Annotated in this window: 10 protein-coding genes; 4 read left to right on the forward strand and 6 right to left on the reverse strand. The window is 59.8% G+C overall.

All coding sequences use genetic code 11. The features are described 5' to 3' along the window. Positions 1-30 precede the first annotated feature (30 nt). The 4 genes from VGN12_03160 to VGN12_03175 all read left to right on the forward strand — a co-directional run bounded on the left by VGN12_03160 (position 31) and on the right by VGN12_03175 (position 6,909). Positions 31-2,247: a DUF1549 and DUF1553 domain-containing protein gene (locus VGN12_03160; GenBank protein HEY4308428.1), complete on the forward strand. Its 2,217-nt coding sequence runs from the start codon at positions 31-33 to the stop codon at positions 2,245-2,247. A gap of 66 nt (positions 2,248-2,313) precedes the next feature. Then, positions 2,314-3,735, forward strand: a complete 1,422-nt coding sequence (locus VGN12_03165) for a DUF1501 domain-containing protein (GenBank protein HEY4308429.1) — start codon at positions 2,314-2,316, stop codon at positions 3,733-3,735. A 30-nt stretch (positions 3,736-3,765) separates the two neighbouring features. Further along, positions 3,766-5,559: a cytochrome c peroxidase gene (locus VGN12_03170; GenBank protein HEY4308430.1), complete on the forward strand. Its 1,794-nt coding sequence runs from the start codon at positions 3,766-3,768 to the stop codon at positions 5,557-5,559. A gap of 159 nt (positions 5,560-5,718) precedes the next feature. Beyond that, on the forward strand, positions 5,719-6,909 hold the full coding sequence (locus tag VGN12_03175; GenBank protein ID HEY4308431.1) for an acetyl-CoA C-acyltransferase: 1,191 nt from the start codon (positions 5,719-5,721) through the stop codon (positions 6,907-6,909). Between the two features lie 111 nt (positions 6,910-7,020). On the opposite strand, the gene VGN12_03180 is transcribed toward VGN12_03175, so the two are convergent. The 6 genes from VGN12_03180 to VGN12_03205 all read right to left on the reverse strand — a co-directional run bounded on the left by VGN12_03180 (position 7,021) and on the right by VGN12_03205 (position 19,571). Then, positions 7,021-8,700 (reverse strand): response regulator, encoded by a 1,680-nt coding sequence (locus VGN12_03180; GenBank protein ID HEY4308432.1) that lies wholly within the window; start codon positions 8,698-8,700, stop codon positions 7,021-7,023. Beyond that, positions 8,685-14,402, reverse strand: coding sequence for a HAMP domain-containing protein (locus VGN12_03185; protein ID HEY4308433.1), 5,718 nt, complete (start codon positions 14,400-14,402; stop codon positions 8,685-8,687). Before VGN12_03185 ends, VGN12_03180 begins: the two co-directional genes overlap by 16 nt. Before the next feature lie 410 nt (positions 14,403-14,812). Continuing rightward, a complete protein-coding gene (locus VGN12_03190; protein ID HEY4308434.1) occupies positions 14,813-15,478 on the reverse strand; it encodes a UdgX family uracil-DNA binding protein in 666 nt (221 codons plus the stop codon). 123 nt (positions 15,479-15,601) lie between these two features. Continuing rightward, a complete protein-coding gene (locus tag VGN12_03195; GenBank protein HEY4308435.1) occupies positions 15,602-16,045 on the reverse strand; it encodes a PRC-barrel domain-containing protein in 444 nt (147 codons plus the stop codon). Between the two features lie 478 nt (positions 16,046-16,523). Further along, positions 16,524-17,951, reverse strand: coding sequence for a mechanosensitive ion channel domain-containing protein (locus VGN12_03200; GenBank protein ID HEY4308436.1), 1,428 nt, complete (start codon positions 17,949-17,951; stop codon positions 16,524-16,526). Positions 17,952-18,287: 336 nt separating this feature from the next. After that, complete coding sequence (locus VGN12_03205; protein HEY4308437.1) at positions 18,288-19,571, reverse strand: anion transporter; 1,284 nt, start codon at positions 19,569-19,571, stop codon at positions 18,288-18,290. Positions 19,572-19,676 lie beyond the last annotated feature (105 nt).

Genomic DNA, 19,676 nt, shown 5'->3' on the forward strand with positions numbered 1-19,676 from the left:
GATCATCGCCAATCGGCGTCTTGCCGAGTGGTGAGTCGCGCTCTTGTGGCGATGGCGATTCTGGCATGTGCCGCGGGCAATGTCGTTGTTGCCGCCGAAATTTCCTTTCGCGCCGATGTGATGGCAGTCCTTTCCAAGGCCGGCTGTAACCAGGGAGTCTGCCACGGCAATCAAAACGGCAAGGGGGGATTCAAGCTGTCGCTGCGCGGGCAAGATCCGGCGCTCGACCTGACGGCGCTCGTACGTGATCAGGCGGGGCGCCGCATTGATCTTGTGAATCCGGACGAAAGCCTACTGCTCGAAAAGCCCACGATGCAAGTCGCTCATGAAGGGGGACGACGTTTTTCGCGCGATACAGCTGAATTCGCAATACTGCGGGACTGGATTCGCGCGGGCGCCACGGACGACGTTTCCAGCGCGCCGCAACTGGTGCGTCTGGAAGTGACGCCCGGCGGGCAGGTGATGGTCGAACCGCAGGCCAAGCTGCAAATGCACGTCGTAGCGCATTTTTCGGATGGCAGCGCGCGGGATGTTACGAATCTGGCCGTTTACGATCCAGCCGAGCGCATCGCCAGCGTGACCCACGACGGGCTTGTCGAGCACCAGGCATTTGGCGAAACGACATTGATCGTGCGGTATCTCGATCGGCAAGTCGGGGTGCCGCTGGCTTTCGTTCCGGCGCGCCCCGAATTCGTCTGGCCGGCTCCCCCGGCCGCGAATTTCATCGACGAACTGGTGTTTGCGAACCTCGAGCGACTGCGGGTCGCGCCCTCGGACCTCTGCAGCGACAGCGTTTTCGTACGGCGGGCTTTTCTGGACCTGCTCAATATTCTGCCCACGGCCGACGAGGCACGAACGTTCGTTCTCGATAGGAACCCAGCCAAGCGGCACGACCTAATCGAGCAATTGCTTGCGCGGCCGGAGTTTGCCACGGCCTGGGCGCTGAAGTGGTCGGACTTGCTGCGTAACGAAGAGAAGACGCTCGACCGCAAGGGAGTTCAGGCGTTTCACCATTGGATCGAGCGTTCGATCGCCGAGGGGAAACCGCTCAACGAGTTCGCCCGCGAGTTGATCGCGGCGCGAGGCAGCACCTACCAAGCGCCGCAAGCGAATTTCTATCGCGCGCTGCGCGATCCGGTTAGTCGTGCCGAGGCCACAGCTCAGGTCTTCTTGGGCTTGCGCCTGCAATGTGCGAAATGCCACAATCACCCGTTCGAGCGCTGGACGCAAGACGACTATTACGACTGGGCCGAACTCTTCGCGCGCGTCCAATACAAGATTATCGACAACGACCGCCGTGATCGAAACGATTCGCACGAATTCGACGGCGAGCAAATCGTTTGGATGGATGACGATGGTGACGTGACCAATCCACGCACTGATGCGCCGGCCGTGCCAAGACTCCTAGGGGACACGGCGCCGCTATCGACTGACGCAAACGACGACCGTCTGGAAGCGCTCGCGGCTTGGGTAGCATCGCCTGCGAATGTGTTTTTCGCCCGCGCTCAGGTCAATCGCGTCTGGTACCAGCTCTTGGGACGCGGCATCGTCGAACCGATCGACGATTTTCGCGAGACGAATCCGGCCAGCAATCCGCCGCTGCTGGAAAGTCTGGCTCGCGACTTTGCGGCCCACGGTTTCGATCTGCGGCATGCGATCCTCGCAATCATGAATTCGCGCGTCTACCAGTTGGATAGCCGCCCGAACGAGACGAACGAAGCCGATGACCGCAATTTCTCGCACGCGCTTGTCCGCAGACTCTCCGCCGAGCAATTGCTCGACGCCGTTCACCAGGTGGCGGGCGTGGCGCCAAAGTTTACCGGCTACCCCATCGGTGTTCGCGCGGGCGAAGTGCCGGGCGTGTTGACGGTGCAAGCGCGCGGCGAAAGGCCCAGCATGGACGATCACTTTCTTACGGTCTTCGGTAAGCCGCCCCGTTTGCTGTCATGCGAATGCGAACGATCTACCGGCACGACGCTGGGGCAGGCGTTTCAAATGATTAGCGGCCCGTTGGTCAACGAATTGTTTGCCAAGGGGGACGGAAGTGTGGCGCGGTTGGCCGGTGATGGTTGCAGTGCGAAAGACCAGGTCGACCAGTTATATTGGAGCGCGCTGTCCCGGCCGCCTTCGGAAGCTGAACTGACGGCGACCGTTGCCTATGTAGAAAGTGCGGCGGACCGGCGGCAAGCGATCGAAGACGTGGCTTGGAGCCTGGTGAACGCGAAGGAATTCCTGCTGCGACATTGAGTAGTGGGCAGAGGGCAGCAGGCAGAGGGCAGTAATCGGAACTTCGGCTTTGTCGCGATTCCATCGATGACTCTTATGCACGAATCGGCCAAGAATGCTGCGAGTTACGCTTGTCACGGCTTTCGCCATGCGCGGCCGTCGCGCCGCCAGGCATTGAAGATCGGCGGCGCCGGGCTACTGGGCCTGAATATGCGGCGCGTGTTGCATGCTGCAGAGTCTGTGGCGGCGCCAGTCGCGCGGGCTAAGAGCGTTATCTTTCTCTACCAGTTTGGCGGGCCCAGCCATCTGGATATGTTTGACATGAAGCCCAACGCGCCGGATGCCATTCGCGGCCCCCACCGTGGCATTCAGTCCAGTGTGCCGGGCCTGATGATTTCCGAGCATTTGCCGCGCATGGCGCAGGTGATGGACCGGGTGACGCTGGTGCGTAGCGTGCATCACCCGATGAAGAATCATAACTCGGCCTCGTATTATGCGCTGACCGGACGTGCGCCGCCGTCGGATGATATTCGTTTGCGCGACACACTGGAGCTGTTTCCGGCCTATGGGTCGGTGGTCGACCGCTTACTGCCATCGAGCGATGACATGCCGTCGTTCGTGGCGTATCCCTATGTCATGCGCGACGGCGAGGTCACGCCTGGCCAGCACGCCAGTTTCCTGGGTAAGGGGCACGATCCGTTCCTCGTGACCGAGGATCCGAATCGCAAGAATTTCCGATTGCCGGAATTGAGCTTGCCCGAAAATCTTTCCATCGATCGGCTGCACAATCGGCGTGAGATGCAGCAATTGATCGATCGGCAGTCGCGATTGTTGGACTACTCGGCCGAAGCCCGCGGCCTGGATTCTTATTACGAACGGGCGCTGGGGATGCTTGATTCACCCCGGGTCCGCCAGGCGTTTGATCTATCGAGCGAGCCCGACGAGGCGCGCGATCGCTACGGCCGGACGACCTATGGGCAGAGTTGTTTGTTGGCGCGGCGCCTGGTCGAGTCGGGCGTGAAGTTCGTTAACGTTTACTTCTCGAATACGATCGGCGGTCAGAGCAATACATCAGGCGGCTGGGACACACACGGCTTCAACAATACGCGGATGTTCCCGATCATCGAGCAGTTTCATTTGCCGCTGACGGATCAAACGCTGCCGACATTGTTGTTGGATCTCGAAGAGCGCGGCCTGCTAGATACCACGCTCGTGGTCTGGATGGGGGAATTCGGTCGCACGCCCAAGATCAACGAAAACGTCAGCCGCGACCACTGGCCCGGTTGTTATACGGTCCTTTTGGCCGGCGGCGGCGTGCGGCGTGGATTCGTATACGGTGCTAGCGACAAGAATGGCGCGCGACCCGACCGCGATCCTGTCCGGCCCGACGATCTGGCGGCCACGATGTTTCATCTATTGGGCATCAATCACGAGACCGAGGTCCACGACGCCAATAACCGTCCCTTGGTAGTCGCGGCCGGTCGACCGATCACGGGCATCTTTGCCTGACCAAAGCGCCAACAACGATAGCGAACTGACATGCGTCGGACGTCTATTCTGCAGTTAGCGTTATTCACATGCTTTGTGGCGGTCGCCGCGGCGCACGGTCGCGAGGTGGAATTGGCGACCTCGTTGCGGCGTCCTGTTGCGCTCGTCGTAGCTGGCAACGACCGCTGGATTTATGTGGCCAACCAAGCCAGCGGCACGATTTCCACCATCGACCTTTCGGCGAGCGAAGTCGATACAGGCGAATCCACCAATGCCCCCGTCCTCGCCGAAGATAAGGTCGGACAAACGCTCACGGACATGGTTCTTTCTCCCGACGAACGATTTCTATTCGTCACTGACGAAGCGGCCGGTCAGTTAATCGTGATCGAGCGACAAGAAAAGTCGCTCGTCGTCGCCGCACGAGTTCCTGTCGCACAAGCTCCCCAATCCGTGCGTGTGACGCGCGATGGACGAACCTGTTACGTGACGTCGCTATGGGGGCAAGCGGTCACCGTGGTGGATCTGAGCGGCCTCGCGTCCATCGACCAGACAAATGCGGCTGTACGCGTTATCGCCGAAACCCCGTTGCCGTTTGCGCCGCGCTGCCAATGTCTGGTCGAGAACGATACTCGCTTGATTGTGACTGACGCTTTTGGCGGTTCGGTCGCGGTGTTCGATACGCAGAATTTGAAAGTCGTCTCTGTTCGCGAACTGCTCGGGCACAATATTCGTGGAATGGCAGTATCAAACGACGGGCGGCAGCTCTTATTGGCTCACCAGGTTTTGAATAGCTATACCGAGACACTGCAGAAGAACGTCTTCTGGGGAGCGGTCATTACGAATGTGGTCCGCACTTTGCCGATCGAGACATTTACCTCGGTGGCAGGCGAGCCATTGCCCGCGACAGGTGCGCAAACGATCGGTGGGCTCGGCGCCGGGGCAGGAGACCCGGCCGGGTTGGCCGTGACCGCGGCCGGTGATGCGATACTGACACTTGCGGGCGTCCAGGAGATCGCATTGCGTCGGGCGGGGCAATTCGGTTGGCAGCGAGAGCGCGTCGGCAGGCGCCCGACTGCTCTCGCGCTTTCGAGCGATGGCAGGCGCGCTCTGGTGGCGAATACGTTCGCAGATTCCGTCACAACGCTCGACGTCGGGGCGTTTCGTGTCGAACGCACCATTAAGCTTGGGCCGCAGTCCGAGCTTTCCGCGGCCCAGCGTGGTGAACAATACTTCTATGACGCCCGCCTGTCCTTGGACGGATGGTTTAGCTGTCACAGTTGCCATACGGACGGTCATTCGAACGGATTAACCAGCGATAACTTCGGCGACGGCGCGGCCGGCGCTCCCAAGAGGATTCCTTCGCTGCTGGGAAGTGTCGAAACCGGGCCTTGGGCATGGGACGGCCACGTGTCACTTATGGAAGATCAAATTCGCAGCTCGTTAGTTCGCACGATGCGATCGCCGAATCCCACGGACGCGCGCGTCGCAGGACTTGCCGAATTCGTTCGCAGCCTGTCGGCGCCGCCGCGGCCAGAGAACGTCAAACCCGACGATTCGCTCGCACGGCAGGGGGAACAAATCTTCGCTCGCACGGGATGCACCGATTGTCATCGACCGCCGACGTACACATCGCCGGCGTCGTATGATGTGGGTATCGTCGATGAATTGGGGCGGGACCGCTTTAATCCACCGTCGCTTCGCGGCGTACGGTTGCGTCCCGCGTTATTTCACGATAACCGTGCGGGCTCGCTCGAGGATGTTTTACTGCGGCATCGACACGGGCAGGCGTCGGAGTCGCCGGCAGAAGATGTAAGGGCACTGCTTGCGTTTTTACGCGGCCTGTAGCTGTTTTGCTCGCGTAATGTCGGAACGTTTGCCATGCCTGCTTGAAGCGCACGGTGCTCGTCGGTACGCTGACGCTGTCTAGCGATGGTCGCGCGTGGTCAGGCGGGTCTGGCAGCGACTTTCTTTTCTTTCAGCACTCACGCCCCCGGAGTGTCAATTATGCGAGAAGCCGTTGTCGTTGCCAGCAGCCGTACGCCGCTTGCCAAGTCGTTTCGTGGCTCGTTCAATCTCACACGGCCCGATGATTTGGCCGCGTACGTCATTCGCCACGTTGTCGATAAAGTTCCGGCGCTTAACCCTGCCGACATCGAAGACGTCGTCCTCGGTTGCGGTTACCCAGAGGGTTCGCAGGGGATGAATGTCGCGCGGATCGCGGCCTTGCGAGCCGGGCTGCCGGTAACGGTGGCGGGTGCCACGGTGAATCGATTTTGCTCGTCAGGATTGCAGTCGACCGCGATGGCCGCACACGAGATTCTGCACGAGGGTGCCGACGTGACAATCGCCGGTGGCGTGGAAAGCATCACCACGACGGCATCGATCAAGACCGACGTAAACCCGTGGATTCTGGAGCATAAACCGGCGCTCTATATGGCGATGGGAGATACCGCCGAGGTCGTCGCCAAACGATACAAAATCAGCCGGCAGGCGCAGGATGAATATTCCTTGCTAAGCCAGCAGCGCACGGCGCGGGCCCAGCAGGAACATTTCTTCGACGAAGAGCTGGCGCCCATGAAAGTGGTGCGCGGCGTCCTGGACAAGAAAACGGGCGAGGTTGTCAGCAAGGAAGAGCACACCATCGATAAGGATGAATGCAATCGGCCCGATACAACGCTGGAAGGACTGGCAGGGCTGAAACCGTATTTCGATCCCAACAGCGGGCAGGGGACGGTGACGGCTGGCAACGCCTCGCAGTTGTCCGACGGGGCCAGCGCCACGCTATTGATGTCGCGCGAGAAAGCGAAGTCGTTAGGCATCAAGCCCAAGGTCGCGTTCCGCGGCTTTGTCGTGGCCGGCTGCGAGCCGGATGAAATGGGGATCGGTCCCGTGTTCGCCATTCCCCGTCTCTTGTCGCGGCACGGGCTGGCGGTGAAGGATATCGACCTCTGGGAGTTGAACGAAGCGTTTGCCGTCCAAGTGATTTATTGCCGCGACCGTTTGGGTATCGCCCCAGAGCGGCTTAACGTCAACGGTGGCTCGATTTCGATTGGCCATCCGTTCGGCATGACCGGATCGCGGCTCGTCGGGACGCTGGCCAATCAGATGCAGCGTCAGCAAGCCCAGTGGGGCGTGGTCACGATGTGCATCGGCGGCGGGCAAGGAGCGGCCGGTTTGTTTGAACTGGTCGACTAGTGGTCACGATCGGGCTGCGGCAACACGTCGCCGGGACGCAATCCGATATCGGCGAAGCGCGATAAGGTCGCGAGCGGTACATCGCGCCTTTGAGCGATGACAACGACCGCTTCAACTACAGATCTGCGGCACTGGTTGGCGGCGGACCCGCTCGACCAAGTTGGCAAGCTCGTGAATGTCTAGCGGCTTCGAGATGAAATCATCCATGCCTGCAGTGCGGCAGCGATCGCGATCATCACTCAGGGCGTGCGCCGTCAGGGCAATAATCGGAATGTCTTTGCCCTCGGGCAGGTCACGGATCGCGGCTGTAGCTTGGAAGCCATCCATGACGGGCATTTGCAGGTCCATCAGCACCACATCGAAGTGCGTGCTTGTCACGAGTTCGACCGCCTGACGCCCGTTTTCGGCGATCACGACGGAATGCCCCCGCCGTCCGAGGGCGCGCTTGACGATTTCCTGATTCGTGCGAGTGTCTTCGGCGACCAGCACGTGCAAACTAACGCCCGGCGAGTCTTGTGGCTTGGAAGAATCTAGCGGTTTCTCCGCCGGCGTCGACAGAGTTTGCGGTGGCTGGTTCTGAGGCGACTGGTTTTTGGGCGTCTGGCTCAGGCCATAGGCCAGCGGCACGACGAAGCCGAATTCGCTGCCGCTCCCTGGCGTGCTGGCCACGGAAATGCGTCCGCGCATGGCGGCGACCAACTCGTTGACAATCGCCAATCCCAGGCCCGTGCCCCCATGCCGCCGCGTGCTCGAAGCATCGACCTGCGTGAAAGGGGCGAAGATCCGTTCCTGATCCGCCTGCGAAATGCCGATGCCGGAATCACGTACGGCGAAGCGCAGCCACGACTCTTGCATGGTGGCGGACTCGACCGTGACCCGAAGACTAACCGATCCGATGTCGGTAAATTTGACGGCATTGGACAACAGATTATCGAGCACTTGTCGCAATCGCAGTGGATCCCCCAGGAATTGATCGGATGCATCGGCTGCGATTGCGCAAGAGAAGAGCAGCCCCTTTTGTTCCGCCTGGTAGCGGATATTCGGCGTCAATTCGTCGATGATGTCGCGCAGCGAGAAGGAACTTTTCTCCAGAACGAATTTTCCAGATTCGAGCTTGGCGAGATCGAGCAGTTCGTTCAGCAACTCCAGCAGGACCGCGGCGTTCGACTTCACGGCGCCTAAATACTCGGCCATCGCTGGTGGCGGAGATTCGGTCAACGCCAGATCGGTCATGCCGATGATGGCATTCATTGGCGTGCGCAATTCGTGGCTGACGTTCGCCAGGAATTCGCTCTTGGCGCGGTTGGCCCGCTCTGCCGCGAGCCGTGCCGCGTGCTCCTGAGCCAGCGCCACGCGCTGCGCGGCTTGCTGCTCGACTTGTTGCGTCATGCGGTACAGGTCAACGAACACGGCGACCTTCGAGCGCAGGATTTCGGGCACAACCGGCGTCAGGATGTAATCCACCGCCCCCAGCGAATACCCGCGCACGGCGAACGCATCATCCGGTGACGCGGTAAGGAAAATGATCGGCGTATGCTCGCACCGGGGATGCTGACGGATCAAGGCCGCCGTTTCGAAGCCGTCCATCCCAGGCATGTTAACGTCGAGCAGGATGACCGCGAACCTTTCCGTCAGCAACAGGCGCAGCGCCTCGCCTCCGGATCGCGCGGAAACAACCTGTTGATCCAAGCCCTCGAGCACTGCTTCCACGGCCAGCAGCTTATCGGGGTTGTCGTCAACGACCAGGATTTTGACTTTTTGTTGTTCGCCCATCATTACACGGTCAGCCATGCACTCAGCACTGCCAGCATCTGTTCCGGATCGATCGGCTTCGAGAGATAGTCCCAAGCGCCGGCTTCGATACATTTCTCGCGATCGCCTTTCATGGCCTTGGCCGTGACGGCGATAATGGGGAGATTTTTGAAGCGCGCATCGCGGCGGATTGCGCACATCGTGTCGATGCCGTCCATTTCGGGCATCATGATGTCCATCAGTACCGCGTCCAGCGCCGGCGCGGCCTGTAGCAAATTGATCGCGTCGCGCCCTGTCTCGGCCGAGACCGTGATTACGTCTTGACGTTCGAGGATGCTTGTCAGCGCGAAAATATTGCGAATGTCGTCATCGACGATCAACACGCGTTTGCCCACCAGGACACGCGCCGGATCGTGCAGCTCTTGAATGGTGCGCCGCGAGGATTCTTCCAGCTTGGCGACGGGACAACATAGGGCCAATGCGACCTGATCGATCAAGTTTCCCGGACCGTCGACCAGCTGCATGCCCACCTCTTGGATCACGTTCGCATGACGTCGTGCTTCTTCGCCTGCCGCGGCATCACGGCCGGAGTACAAGAAGAGACGCTGCGAATTAACGGGCAGTGCGGATTTCAACTGCTCTCCGAGCGCTACCGTCGTTTTCCCCAATCGTGGCGTGAGCACCACGGCGTCGACGGGCTCTCGCGAGATCAGTTCCAGGGCATCCTCGGCCGACCACGACCCCTTGACGTTCAGGTTCAGTCGGGCGAGCGCGGTCGTGATCTCATCACGACTGCCGGCATCCTCGTCCACGACGAGAACCGAATGCCGTTCGGCATCGACGAAGCGTCGCACGTCGATCAGGAACTGTTCCAGTTCACGTGCCGTGTGGATTGGCTTCGGCAGGATGCCTTGCGCGCCGAGATGAATCCCCTCGCGAAGGTGCTCGGGATCGGTTGTCGATACCAGGTAAACCGGTAGGTGACGTAGCGATAGATCACCTTTCAAGCGGCGCAAGACGCGCCAGCCATCAATGTCCGGCAGCGAGATATCCAGCAGGATCGCATGCGGCTGATGCTCCTGCGCCAGCGCCAGGCCGGCCGCGCCTGAAGCCGTGACGATTCCTTTGAACTCTGCGTTGTGCCCGGTCTCCATCACGAAGCGGGCGAAGTCCAGATCGTTGTCGATGATCAGGAGGCGCCGGTCGGTCGCTGCCAGCGAGCTGCGATCGTCGTCGTCCGAGACCAGCGGCGTAATCTGTGGCGTAGTTCCACCGCCATTGGTCGATGTCACCGACGTCGCGGATCGGCGCACCACCTGTCGGCGCACGAGCTTCGGCGGCGTAAAACTCTGCGGCAAGTAAAGCGTGAACGTGCTTCCCGCGCCCGGCGTGCTGACCAGGCAAATTTCTCCCCCCAAAAGCCGCGAGATCTCTCGGCTGATCGCCAGGCCCAAGCCCGTGCCACCGTACTTGCGACTGGTGCTACCATCCGCCTGTTGAAACGCCTCGAAGATAATCGGTTGCTTTTCGGCGGGGATTCCGATCCCCGTGTCGCTGACGGCAAATGCCAAAACCGCGGCCGCGGTATTCAGTCCTTCATGGTCCGGGCTCCAACCCGAACGTGCCGTCGAGACATGCAGGTCAACCCGTCCGTGGTGTGTGAATTTGAACGCATTCGAGAGCAGATTCTTGATGATCTGCTGCAACCGCGTGCTGTCGGTGGTCAGCGTTCGCGGCAACGATGCGTCGATCTCGACGGCGAAGTCGACCCCTTTCGCCTCGGCCACGTGCCGGAAGGTGCGCTCGACGTAACCGTGAATGTCGGTGAAACGCAACTCGCCCAGGTCCAGCACCACGGTTCCGGATTCGATCTTCGACAGGTCGAGAATGTCGTTAATCAGCATCAGCAGGTCATTGCCGGACGAATGAATCGTCTTGGCGTATTCGGTCTGTTTCGGGCTGAGGTTGCCGTCGGGATTCTTCGACAATTGATCCGACAGGATCAGTAAGCTGTTCAGCGGCGTGCGCAACTCGTGCGACATATTTGCCAAGAACTCGGATTTGTATTTCGACGTGAGTGCCAATTGCTCGGCTTTTTCCTCCAAGGCCTGGCGGGCTTGCTCGACTTCCTGGTTCTTCTGCTCGACTTCCACATTCTGATCGGCGAGCAGACGGGCCTTTTCCTGCAGCTCTTCGTTGGTTTGCTGCAATTCTTCCTGCCGGCTTTGCAGTTCCAGAGCCAGAGATTGCGATTGCGTGAGTAGATCCTCGGTGCGCATGTTGGCGGCGATCGTGTTGAGCACGATGCCGATGCCTTCGGTCAACTGATCGAGGAAGGCCTGATGTGTCGGATTGAACCGTTCGAAGGAAGCCAGCTCGAGAACCGCCTTGACCTGCCCTTCGAAGACCACCGGCAGCACGAGGATATTGACCGGCACGGCACTACCAAGTCCCGACGAAATGCGCACGTAATCCGGGGGCACGTTGCTCAGCAGGATTTTGCGCTTTTCGAGAGCACATTGTCCGATCAAACCTTGCCCCAGATCGAGTTGCCGACCGACGTCGTCCGGACGTCCATAGGCGTAACTGGCGAGCAGTTTCAACCGTGGCTTGTCACCGGCGTTATCGTAAATGTAAAAGACGGCATGCTGTGCCGTGACCACGGGGGCCAGTTCCGAAAGGATCAGCCGGCCGACGGTCAACATGTCTTTTTGACCCTGCAACATTCGGCTGAACTTGGCCAGGTTGGTCTTCAACCAATCCTGCTCGGCGTTTTTCAGCGTGGTGTCTTTCAGGTTGACAATCATCTCATTGATGTTGTCCTTCAGAGCGGCGACTTCGCCCTGGGCTTCGACCTTGATTGACTGTGTGAGGTCCCCCTTGGTGACGGCCGTGGCGACCTCGGCGATGGCGCGAACTTGCGTGGTCAGGTTGGCGGCGAGCTGATTGACGTTTTCCGTCAGACCCTTCCACGTGCCGGCCGCGCCAGGAACGCTGGCCTGACCGCCAAGCTTTCCTTCGACGCCGACTTCGCGGGCCACGCCTGTTACCTGGTCGGCGAACGTCGCCAAGGTATCTATCATGCTGTTGATCGTGTCGGCCAGGGCGGCGATTTCGCCTTTGGCTTCGACCGTCAGCTTTTGCTGCAAGTCGCCATTGGCGACTGCGGTAACGACGCGGGCGATACCGCGCACCTGGCCGGTGAGATTACCGGCCATGAAATTCACATTGTCGGTGAGGTCCTTCCACGTGCCGGAGACCCCTTTCACATCCGCCTGACCGCCGAGCTTGCCTTCGGTACCGACTTCGCGTGCCACGCGGGTCACTTCCGAAGCGAACGAACGCAACTGATCGACCATCGTGTTGATCGTATTTTTCAGCTCGAGAATCTCGCCGCGAACATCGACCGTGATCTTTTTCGACAAGTCGCCGGTGGCCACGGCCGTGGTAACTTCGGCGATATTGCGCACCTGGCCCGTGAGATTGCCGGCCATTGAGTTGACGCTGTCCGTCAGATCGCGCCAGGTTCCTTCGACGCCGCGGACGTCAGCCTGCCCGCCCAGCTTGCCTTCGGTGCCGACTTCACGTGCGACGCGCGTCACCTCGGCCGCAAAACTACGAAGTTGATCGACCATCGTGTTGATGGTGTTCTTCAGCTCGGAAATCTCGCCGCGCACGTCGACCGTGATTTTCTTCGACAAGTCGCCACGCGCGACGGCCGTGGTCACGTCGGCGATGTTGCGGACCTGGCCCGTCAGATTGCTGGCCATGAAATTGACACTGTCGGTCAGGTCCTTCCACGTGCCGGCTACACCTTTGACGTCAGCCTGTCCGCCTAGTTTGCCTTCGGTGCCGACTTCGCGTGAAACGCGGGTGACTTCCGCGGCAAACGAACTGAGCTGGTCGACCATCGTGTTGATCGTGTTCTTCAGCTCTTGAATCTCCCCTTTCACATCGACCGTGATCTTCTTCGAGAGGTCGCCGCTTGCCACGGCCTTGCTAACCTCGGCGATGTTGCGCACCTGCGAGGTGAGGTTGCCGGCCATGAAATTGACGCTGTCTGTCAGGTCTTTCCACGTTCCGGCCACGTCGCGGACGTCGGCCTGTCCGCCCAGCTTTCCTTCGGTGCCGACCTCGCGCGCGACGCGGCTGACTTCCGAAGCGAAGGCGCGCAATTGATCGACCATCGTGTTGATGGTGTTTTTCAATTCCAGGATTTCGCCGCGCACGTCGACTTCGATCTTCTTCGACAGGTCTCCCTTGGCTACGGCCGTAGTGACCTCGGCGATGTTGCGGACCTGCGTCGTCAGATTGCTGGCCATGAAATTGACGCTATCGGTCAGGTCCTTCCACGTGCCGGCGACACCTTTGACGTCGGCCTGGCCACCAAGCTTGCCTTCGGTACCGACCTCGCGCGAGACGCGAGTCACTTCCGCGGCGAACGAGCTGAGCTGATCGACCATCGTATTGACAGTGTTCTTCAGCTCGAGGATTTCTCCCTTTACGTCGACCGTGATTTTCTTCGACAAGTCGCCGTTAGCCACGGCGGTCGTCACGTCGGCAATATTGCGCACCTGGCCGGTGAGATTGCTGGCCATGAAGTTGACACTGTCGGTGAGGTCCTTCCACGTGCCGGCGACACCTTTGACGTCGGCCTGGCCGCCTAGCTTGCCTTCGGTGCCGACCTCGCGCGAAACTCGCGTGACTTCCGCGGCGAACGAACTGAGCTGATCGACCATTGTGTTGGTCGTGTTCTTTAGTTCGAGGATTTCTCCCTTCACGTCGACCGTGATCTTCTTCGACAAGTCGCCGTTGGCGATGGCCGTGCTGACGGCCGCGATATTGCGCACCTGGGCTGTCAGGTTGCTGGCCATGAAATTGACGCTGTCGGTCAGATCTTTCCATGTACCGGAAACACCTTCGACGCGCGCCTGGCCGCCGAGCTTGCCTTCGGTGCCGACCTCGCGCGCAACGCGCGTCACTTCGGCCGCGAACGAACGGAGCTGATCGACCATCGTGTTGATCGTGTCTTTCAGCTCGAGGAACTCACCGCGGACGTCGACCGTGATTTTTTTCGACAAGTCACCGTTAGCGACGGCCGTCGTGACGTCCGCGATATTGCGCACCTGGGCCGTCAGGTTGCCGGCCATCGAGTTCACGCTGTCGGTCAGATCCTTCCAGATGCCGGCCACACGTTTGACTTCGGCCTGGCCGCCCAGCTTGCCATCGGTACCGACCTCGCGAGCGACGCGCGTGACTTCCGAAGCGAACGACCCGAGCTGTTCGACCATTCGATTCACGGTGCGGGCCGTTCGCAGGAATTCGCCCTCGACCGGCCGGCCATCGATTTCCATGGCCATCGACTGAGACAGGTCACCGCGCGCGACGGCGCCGATGACCCGTGCCATTTCACTCGTCGGTCGTACCAGGTCGCCTACCAGCGCGTTCATCGAATCGATCGTCCCGGCCCAGGATCCGGTCAGGCCGCCGATCGATGCGCGTTCCTTGATCTTGCCCTCTTTACCAACGACCCGGCTGATACGGTCGACCTCGTTGGTCATGCCCTCCATTTGGTCCATGACCTCGTTGAAGGTGTCGCCAACCTTTCCCCCGAGCCCGACCCAGGTCCTCGGCAATCGGACGGTGAAATCCCCCTTCCGTAGGGCGGTTAGAGCGACGAGCAAGGTCTCGAGATCCACCTGCTCTTGACCGATTCTGTCGGACGATTCGACCACAGCCATAAGAATCGCTCCTTGCGAGAAAATCCGAGAGCCGATTGGCGCGCAGCTCAGCAGAAAGCATCCTTCATCCGGCGGCATCGCGCGCGCAGATGGATCGATTTCAACCATCGTGGTCGCCAGGCGACCGGTGCAAGTCCAGCCCTTTCGTTTTTCTTCCGTCGACGTCGCGGTAATTTACTCCTGATGCAATCGATATGCCGGGGTAGGAAATCGTCCAAGATGCTTCGCCGTTACAGGACGGAGAAACGGCGAAGACGAAAAAATAGGCAAGCTGCCAGCATCGCATAGTTCTCTTAAGGTCAAAGAACTACGCGTCATGAGGACCAAACATCTACGACGATGGTGGGAATTTCTTTGTGCATGCCGCCCATGCGCCTGTTCCGCACCAAACCTGCGGGCCTGCCCGGTACTTACGTCGACTGATTCTTCATTGCGCGGTTTGCCTGGCCAACATGGGTCGCCAGCCATCGACAGGCTGTTTTCAAGTCATCGACCAGTTCGCTGCGCATCCGGTGCCGATCCGCGGGACGGGGCGCGCGTAATACTGCCGAAGGATGATAGGTCGCCAGGACCCACCCGGACGAATCGCTGGTTGCGACCTCGCCGCGACTCTTGGTAATCCGAAAAGCACGACCCAAGAGAGCCTGCGAGGCCGTCGCGCCTAGGCAAACGATCAATTGCGGTGCGAGGATCGCGAGTTCCGCCTCGAGCCAGGGGCGGCAAGCCAGAATCTCGCGCGAGCTCGGCTTGCTGTGCAAACGCTTCTTGCCACGTGGTGTCCATTTGAAGTGCTTTACGGCGTTGGTCACGTAACAGTCCGCGCGATCGATGCCGGCGTCGGCCAGAGCTTCATCTAAGAGCCGACCGGCCGGCCCTAAGAAAGGGCGCCCCGCGCGATCCTCGGCGTCGCCGGGTGTTTCGCCAATCAGTATCAAGGGAGCCTTGGCACGCCCCTGGCCGAAGACGGTCTGCGTCGCGCGGCGGTAAAGATCGCAACCCTGACAATCGGCAGCCGCAGCCTGCAGTTTCGCGAGGCTGTTGGTTTGCGGTACGAATCGAGCTGCAGAGTCGGCCATGACGTCGAGCCCTTGATCATTGACTTCATGCCACTCAGCGCAGCGACATAAAAAAGTCGACCAACCAGCACGCGGCTGGCTGGTCGACGGGTTCACCGGGAAATCTCCAGGCTAAAGGCAATCTCACCGGCGAGCTGTAGGCTCAGGACCGTAAAACTTCTCGATCCCCTGCGAGAACGTCGGATCGGCCATATTGGGCCAGTGCTTGCTGTCGAAGCCCGGCGCGTTTTTCAGGCGATCTTTCGTGACGTCGAGAACTAGACGTTCTTCGTTGTTACTCGTCTCATATTTAAACGCATGCCACGGAACGGCGAAGTATTTATCGCCGACACCGAGAAACCCGCCGAAATCGAGCACGGCATAGCTGACTCGGCCGGTGCGGGCGTCCAGGACAAGATCCTTGATCTTACCGAGGTTATCACCACTGCGGTTGAACACCTTAAGACTTTCAATTGTGCTGACGCGATACAGACCCGTCGGTCCGCTGACAACGGTGTCGGCTGCCCGCAGTGGGCTCACAACGACCAACGTGGCAACCAGGGCGCTGGCGAACATGAACTTGGACATGGCTGATTCCCTCACTCTGACGTGAAAAACGTTTTTCCGAGCACGCGCTCGTATCGAGAGGCGAATTCCGCACAACGCATGCCATCACGCCTGGGCGATTCTTGCACAGCACCTTGCCAAACTGGCTGATTCGCGCCCGAGCTTGATTCAATGAATTGGTGATCTATGTGTTCGCGCCGGTCCGCCTGCTCATCAAAATGCCAAAGACCAATGCGACGATCTTTCATGGGGCGCATCGGCTAGACTCACCAGGGGTGCAGACCACCCGTGCGACGCGGTCACGGTACGTCGACGACGGTCTCGCACCGACCAATGCTTTTGAATTTCCAGGCACTGGCGTTCAACTTCCGCCGGTGAGGGGCAGTTGGCTTCACTGGATGGGTCGTCTTCCGTTGGACGCGATCTCTTTGTCACGGTGATAACTCCTACGCGAAATGCGGAGAAACTTCGCCCGTCCGTAAAGCACATCCGATGCCAATTAATCATCTCCAGCCGTGTGACGGGCCGAACCATTCCGATCGTCCGCGGCGGACAGAAGAAGGTTTTCGCCTCCGTCATGCCGGGCGTCCTTCACTTGCTCCTTGATTTCCGTGGCTTCGGTCGAAAGGTTTCCCTCGGCTTTCGTGGCCACGGCGCCGGTCGATCCGGATTCAGAATGTTCACGAGAAGATCGCGCCCCTGGAGGTTGCTTACCGTGCAAGTCCGGCTTGGCTGTGCTCTCAGAGGGCGTCGTGCGCGCCGCGCGCTCATCAATCGCGTGCATAACTAGCCGCATCACTGACGAACGGACTTTCAACCAACTGTTTTCTCGCCCATTGATCCAGAAGTAGCTTCGCAGCGACACATTGGCGTCGTTGACGCTATCGACCAAAACCGTAGGTTCAGGTTCTGCAAGCACTGCCGGATGATGGGTTAGAACGTCCATCGCCCGTTGCTGCGCGCCATCAACATCGACGCGCGGCACGCCGATCGAAAAGTCGACGCGGCAGTTCGGAATAGTGCTGAAATTACGGATTACGCTCTTATAGATCGTCGCGTTAGGGATTTGCACTTCGTTGCCGTCGACCGTAGCGACGATCGTGGTGCGCGTCGTCAATCGCTGCACGTAGCCCATGATGTCCGCGATTTGCACCAGATCGCCAATGTGAAATGGCTGCTGCATGCTCAACAGGATGCTGGCCAAAAAATTCTCGGTGATATTGCCGAACGCGATGCCCAGGACCAAACCCAACAGACCCGTGCCTCCTAAAATAGTGAGCGCCAGGTGCGTGAGATTGGCAATGCGTAGGGTGACGTAGAGCCCGATCACAAGCACGAGAAAGCCACCGCACCGTGCGAACACTTCGCGCAACAGCGGTGCCTGGACTTTGCGCTCGAGGCCGTGGCGCAGCCACCGCGTCACCGCAACCGCGGCAGCAAAGGAGAGCCCCAGGATCGCCACGCCGCACGCGATGAGCGGCAGTGATCGCACCAGGTTGACCTCCATCTGTTTGAGGCTGTCCACGGCAGGTCCGAAGTCCCACAGCGATGTGTGTACGACCTCGATGTGGTTGACCACCGCGACGACGTCCTCGGTATTTCGCGCCAGATCGCCGGCCCAATCCTTGTTCGCGTCGACCGAAGTACGCCCATCGAGAAACACGACACCGTCCTTGACCGTGACCTGCGGATTCTCGAACAGTTCTGCCACGCGAAGGATTCTCAGCAGGCGTGTTTGAATTTCGTCATCGCGCGCCAAGGGCGCTACGTCGACCTTAGTTGCCGGCGGACTGGTATTGTGTGGCGCCGCAGGGGTCGCCTTCGCCGCATCCTGTGTCGCTGGCGCAGTGGCGTCCGCCAATTGGGCAGCACTGACGATGCTGGTGGCTAGCGATAGAGCAAACGCCAAAAGCGTCAAAAGATTCATCCTCGTCATAATTCGTCGACGCTCGTGCATGGCAGTTCCTCGACCAATCTGAATGGTTGGCGGCTAGTGCTCGTGTGCCGTTGGTGTGAGTGCTTAGGGGCGCAACGGCCTTGCGGGACGAACGAAGTGCGACTCCACGCACGGCGCGCAAACCTTCCAACAGGCGTCACAGCGCGATCCGCCGCCGGCCAAGGACGCCAAAAGATAGTGCGAATGCCGTTTTGCAAATCGCGTGCCACGCTAACCGGGACTTTTCTCCGACAGCACACAGCAGCTTGCAGGCGTTTGAGCGGAAGTTGTTAGCCGCCTTGATGCGCGAGCTTAGGTGCGCCGCGATCAATAGCTGGTCAAGCTCAGCCAGGCGATCCCGACCAAGGTGGTGGCGATCGTCAGCGGCACCCCGACTTTGAGATATTCGACGAACCCTAACTCAGTACCGGCGCGATGCGCATTCTCAACGACGATAAGATTCGCCACCGACCCCAAGATCGTTAGGTTCCCAGCCAATGTGCTCGACATCGCCAAAGCCAGCCATGCTTGTTCGCGCTGCGGAATGATCTCAACGAGCGGCTGGAATAACAGGACTGCCGGCACGTTGGATACCAAGTTCGAAAGTGCAACCGAAAGTGCGCTGATCATCAGTACCGGCGATTGTTGGACGATTTGCCAGCGTTCCAGGTCCCATTGGCTGACCACATGCTTGTCAAAGGCATGCACGACGACGAACAGGCCCGCAAACATGACGAGCAACTGCCAATCGATCGCTCGATAAACCTTTTCGGGCCGGACTCGGTCGATCATCAATATGCCGGCGGCAGCCAACGCAATCATCGCAATCGGCTTGCCAGTGAAGAAGAGCACGATCGTGACCAGCGTCACAGCGACGCTTTTAATGAGCAAGCGGCGATGGACGATTGGCGTAGCCCCATGATTCGGCAACGTGCTACGGGGGCGGCTCGCAAACAGCGAGCCGCGGTAAACAAACACGACGACCGCGAAATCGATGAATAAGCCCACAGCCGCCACGGGCGCCAGCCGGGCGGCAAATCGCAGGTAAGAGATTTCAGACAGCGAGCCGATGATGATGTTCTGAGGATTGCCCGTGATGGTCGCCACCGATCCGATGTTCGAGGCCGTGGCCAGCCCGACCAGGTAAGGTATCGCTGGCCGACCGAGCCGCTGGCAAAGATGTAGGACTAGCGGCGTGAGTGCGACACAGACAACGTCATTGACCAGAAAGGCCGACAAGATTCCGGACAGGCCGATCGTAACCGCCAACAACGACAAGGGCCCCGAACAGTGCATGGCAATGTTATCGGTGACCAGGGCGAAGAAGCCGGCCAGCCGCAAATAAGCGACCACGACCATCATGGCGAACAATAAAACGATGGTCTGGTAGTCGACGGACCGCGCCGCCTCGGATAAGTCGAGCGCGCCGCAAGCCAGCATAGCAGCCGCGCCGACGATCGCGATCCCCGCGCGGTCCATGCGCAGGCCCGGCACTTTGCCGATGGCGAGCCCCGCGTACGTCAAGCCGAAGATGATTCCCACCAGTGGCGCGAACCCCAGGCCGGCAGCGAACGCCATGAGATCGATATCCGCATTCATGGTATTGGGCAACGCTGGCATTCTTGGAGTGATCGCGATCCGCGCGGTGCCGCCTGCGCGGCGAACGAATGCGTCGCGGCGTTTTACGTGCTTCGAAAGGTCGAAGGAAAAACAAAG

The sequence above is a fragment of the Pirellulales bacterium genome (assembly GCA_036499395.1).
Taxonomy (GTDB): domain Bacteria; phylum Planctomycetota; class Planctomycetia; order Pirellulales; family JACPPG01; genus JACPPG01.

Coding starts and splice junctions, on each gene's coding strand:
- VGN12_03165 (HEY4308429.1), top strand. CDS start 2,314: ATGACTCTTATGCACGAATCGGCCAAGAATGCTGCGAGTTACGCTTGT.
- VGN12_03170 (HEY4308430.1), top strand. CDS start 3,766: ATGCGTCGGACGTCTATTCTGCAGTTAGCGTTATTCACATGCTTTGTG.
- VGN12_03175 (HEY4308431.1), top strand. CDS start 5,719: ATGCGAGAAGCCGTTGTCGTTGCCAGCAGCCGTACGCCGCTTGCCAAG.
- VGN12_03180 (HEY4308432.1), bottom strand. CDS start 8,700: ATGGCTGACCGTGTAATGATGGGCGAACAACAAAAAGTCAAAATCCTG.
- VGN12_03185 (HEY4308433.1), bottom strand. CDS start 14,402: ATGGCTGTGGTCGAATCGTCCGACAGAATCGGTCAAGAGCAGGTGGAT.
- VGN12_03190 (HEY4308434.1), bottom strand. CDS start 15,478: ATGGCCGACTCTGCAGCTCGATTCGTACCGCAAACCAACAGCCTCGCG.
- VGN12_03195 (HEY4308435.1), bottom strand. CDS start 16,045: ATGTCCAAGTTCATGTTCGCCAGCGCCCTGGTTGCCACGTTGGTCGTT.
- VGN12_03200 (HEY4308436.1), bottom strand. CDS start 17,951: ATGAATCTTTTGACGCTTTTGGCGTTTGCTCTATCGCTAGCCACCAGC.